Origin of the sequence: Hyphomonas sp., assembly GCF_037969335.1 — a bacterium.
Taxonomy (GTDB): Bacteria; Pseudomonadota; Alphaproteobacteria; order Caulobacterales; family Hyphomonadaceae; genus Hyphomonas.
The window spans coordinates 1-3,287 of the sequence record NZ_JBBKXE010000158.1 but is presented as its reverse complement, the minus strand read 5'-3'; the positions used below and the strand labels follow the sequence as shown (position 1 = coordinate 3,287).

Here is a 3,287-nt window from a genome sequence, read left to right as displayed (position 1 = left end):
CTCGGCTTCAGTCTCGCCCCGCCTGCTGACGCCCAATCCTACCGCTACCAGCAAATGCCGGACGGTTCTTACCGTCGCGTCTCGACCGCGCCGCAGGTCGTGCCGATTGCCGGGCCGGGCCGCGCGACGCAGAAGGAAATTGACGCCGCACTGACCATGCGATTCGGCTATGTCGAGACCGGCGACCGCGCTTTGAACGAACGCACGCGGGCGGGCCTGTCGGGCCTCTCCTCCGTTCTCAGCCTGCGCACATCTGTGGAGCCAGCTGAACCGGACGCGCTGAACCTCGAAACCGACGCGCTGGAACTCTACCCGCTGATCTATTTCAGCATTCCTGAAGGCGCGCCGCCATTGTCAGCGACCGCGATTGCCAAGCTCAATGCCTATCTCCGTTCCGGTGGCGCGCTCGTGATCGACACGCGGGCGGGCGGAACGGTTGGGACCGATACCGATGTCGCGCCGCTGGAGACGCTGCTGGAAGGGCTGGACGCGCCGCCGCTGCAGCCGGTGCCGACCAATCATGTTCTGGCGCGCAGCTTCTACCTGCTCGACGGTTTTCCCGGCCGCTTTGCCAATCGCCGCCTGTGGATCGAGAAGACCGGCGGACCGAACGCCCCGCGCGGCGACGGCGTTTCACGCCTGTTCATCGGCGATGCGGACTGGGCGTCTGCCTGGGCCGTGGATAGTCGCGGGCGCGATCTCTATTCCGTCGATGGCGGGCCGACGCAGCGCGAAATGGCGCGGCGCTTTGGCGTCAATCTCGTGATGTATGTGCTGACCGGCAATTACAAGGACGACCAGGTCCACCTGCCGGCCCTGCTGGAACGGCTGGGCAATGGCGATGAAGACGAGGCCGATCCGCGCCTGCCGGAAAGATTGCCCGAAGGGGGGCCGCAATGATTGACGCCACCCGTCTTGCGTTTGATCCTTTCCTTGGCTGGCCGGCGCTCTGGCTGGTCGTCGCTGTCGCGGCGCTGGCCTGGATCGCTTATGTTTTCCTGCGCGGGCAAGCGGCGCTGACGCGCGGCCTCGGCCTGACCTTGCTGGCGGCGGCGATTGCCAATCCGTCTCTGGTGGAAGAAGAGCGCGAGCCCCTGCCCTCGGTGGCGGCGATTGTGCTCGACCGGTCGGAAAGCATGCAGTTCGGGGATCGCGCCAGCGCGGCCCAAACGGCGTTCAATGCGCTGAAGACCAAGCTGGAGGCTGACACGTCGCTGGAAGTGCGGGTGCTGGAATCCGATCCGCATGATGATGGCACGCATCTTTACGGCGCGCTGGAAGGCCTGATGGCGGATGTGCCGCGCGACCGGATTGCCGGAGCGATCCTTGTGACCGACGGCCAGGTGCATGACTTTCCCGCAGGAGAGGCGCGGGAAAACGCCATCGGTCCGGTGCACGGACTCGTGGTCGGCGATCCGGACCGGGGCGACCGGCGCGTGCAGATTGTCGATGCGCCGAATTTCGGGATTGTCGGCGAAACGGCGAACCTTGTCGTGCGGGTCGATGACCCGGACGGCGGCGAGATCGAAGTGGGCGTGTCCCTCAATGGCGGGCCGGTCGAGCGCGTGAAAGTCAATGCGGGCGAGAATACGAAACTGCCGATCGAGATCGAACGGCGCGGCGAGAATGTCATCGTGGTGGAAGTGCCGCCGGGCCGGGAAGAATTGACACTGGCAAACAACCGCACGGCGGCAACGCTGGCCGGGGTTCGCGACCGCTTGCGCGTCCTGCTGGTGACCGGCAAGCCGAACCAGGCCGGGCGGGTCTGGCGCGACTTGCTGAAATCCGACCCGTCGGTCGACCTTGTCCACTTCACCATCCTGCGCCCGCCCTACAAGACCGATTACACGCCGACCGAGGAACTGGCGCTTATCGCCTTTCCGACAGAAGAGCTGTTCGTCGACAAGCTGAAGGATTTCGACCTCATCATCTTCGACCAGTATGAGCGGCGCGGCGTGATTACCCAGTCCTACCTGGCCAATATGGCGCGCTATGTGACCGATGGCGGCGCGCTGCTGATTGCGGCGGGCGAGCCGTTTGCCGGGCCCGGCAGCCTTGCGCGCTCTCCCCTTGCCGCTGTCCTGCCTGCCTCGCCGACCGGCACGATCCGGACTGGCGAATTCATTCCCAAGCTGACCGAAGCGGGCAAGCGCCACGCCGTGACCGCGCCGCTGGACGGCCAGACATGGGGCGGCTGGATGCGCTATATCGAGGCGACGGCGCAGGCCGGGGACGTTCTGATGAGCGGACCAGACGACAAGCCGCTGCTGATAGTCGACCGGGTGGATAAGGGCCGGGTGGGCATGCTGATGTCCGACCAGATCTGGCTGTGGGCCCGCGGGCATAACGGCGGCGGGCCGTTTTCGGAACTGATCCGCCGGGTGGTCCACTGGATGATGAAGGAGCCGGAACTGGAAGAGCGCCGCCTCAGCCTCACCGCCGAAGGCGACACGGCGAAAATGGAGCTGCGCACCCTGCTCGACACGGCGCCGCCGCTACAGCTGGAAACGCCGGAAGGCCGCATCATCGAGCCGGTCTGGACGCAAAAAGCGCCGGGCATATTCAGCGCCGAAGCACCGATCGACCAGCTGGGCCTCTACCGCGCAGAGGCCGGGGGACTGGAAGCCGTGGCCCTGAACGGGCCGGCCAACCCGAAGGAATATGCCGACCTGCAATCCAGTACGCAGATCATGGAGCCGTTCGCCAAGGCGACCGGCGGCGGCGTCATCCGTCTCAACGCGGCCGGCACCAACCTGCCGGACATTCGCCGCGTCAGCGCGCGCGGCAATGCGGCGGGGGCGGGCTGGCTGGGCCTGCGCGAACGCGGGGCCTATGCCGTGCGCTCGTCGAAGAGCCAGCCGCTATTGCCGGGCCTTCTGGCGGCGGGCCTGCTGGTGATCTTTCTAATTCTCGCTTGGCGGCGCGAGGGGCGGTAGCACCTGTGTCCGGCCCGCATGGCTGCGTCCGGCAAAAGGCGTGGAAAGGGGCGTGGATCAGGACGTGTCTATCCGCATTTCCGGCCATGATTCCAGCCCGGCATTGACCAGGCCCGGCAGGGCGCTGGCGACCATGCCGAGTTCGGGGCGGAGCCTATAGGCCCCGGCCACGGGCAGGCAGGACGGGCGCGGCTCGCCCTTTTTGCGCAACCGGTCCAGCGTGCGGGCGAGGCGTTTGGCGTGGGCCTCTGGCGCGGCCAGCACGCGGTGCAGCGCGATGATGCGGGCAAAGATGGGCCCGGCGGGCACGGGGCCAGCCCGGAAAGTGCACGGAAAAAGCCCGAAGGGCGG

Annotated in this window: 3 protein-coding genes; 2 read left to right on the top strand and 1 reads right to left on the bottom strand. The window is 66.8% G+C overall.

Annotated features, from left to right (window positions below; genetic code table 11):
- The coding region (locus tag AADA04_RS12065) for a DUF4159 domain-containing protein (protein ID WP_340693522.1) at positions 1 to 900 on the top strand (900 nt) is incomplete at its 5' end.
- Positions 897 to 2,936 (top strand): hypothetical protein, encoded by a 2,040-nt coding sequence (locus AADA04_RS12060; RefSeq protein ID WP_340693521.1) that lies wholly within the window; start codon positions 897 to 899, stop codon positions 2,934 to 2,936. The genes AADA04_RS12065 and AADA04_RS12060, both read left to right, overlap by 4 nt.
- A gap of 57 nt (positions 2,937 to 2,993) precedes the next feature.
- On the opposite strand, the gene AADA04_RS12055 is transcribed toward AADA04_RS12060, so the two are convergent.
- On the bottom strand, positions 2,994 to 3,287 hold a 294-nt coding region (locus tag AADA04_RS12055; protein ID WP_340693520.1), incomplete at its 5' end, for a hypothetical protein.

What these genes read in the sequence shown, in the direction of transcription:
- AADA04_RS12060 (WP_340693521.1), top strand. Translation starts at nt 897, where the DNA reads ATGATTGACGCCACCCGTCTTGCGTTTGATCCTTTCCTTGGCTGGCCG.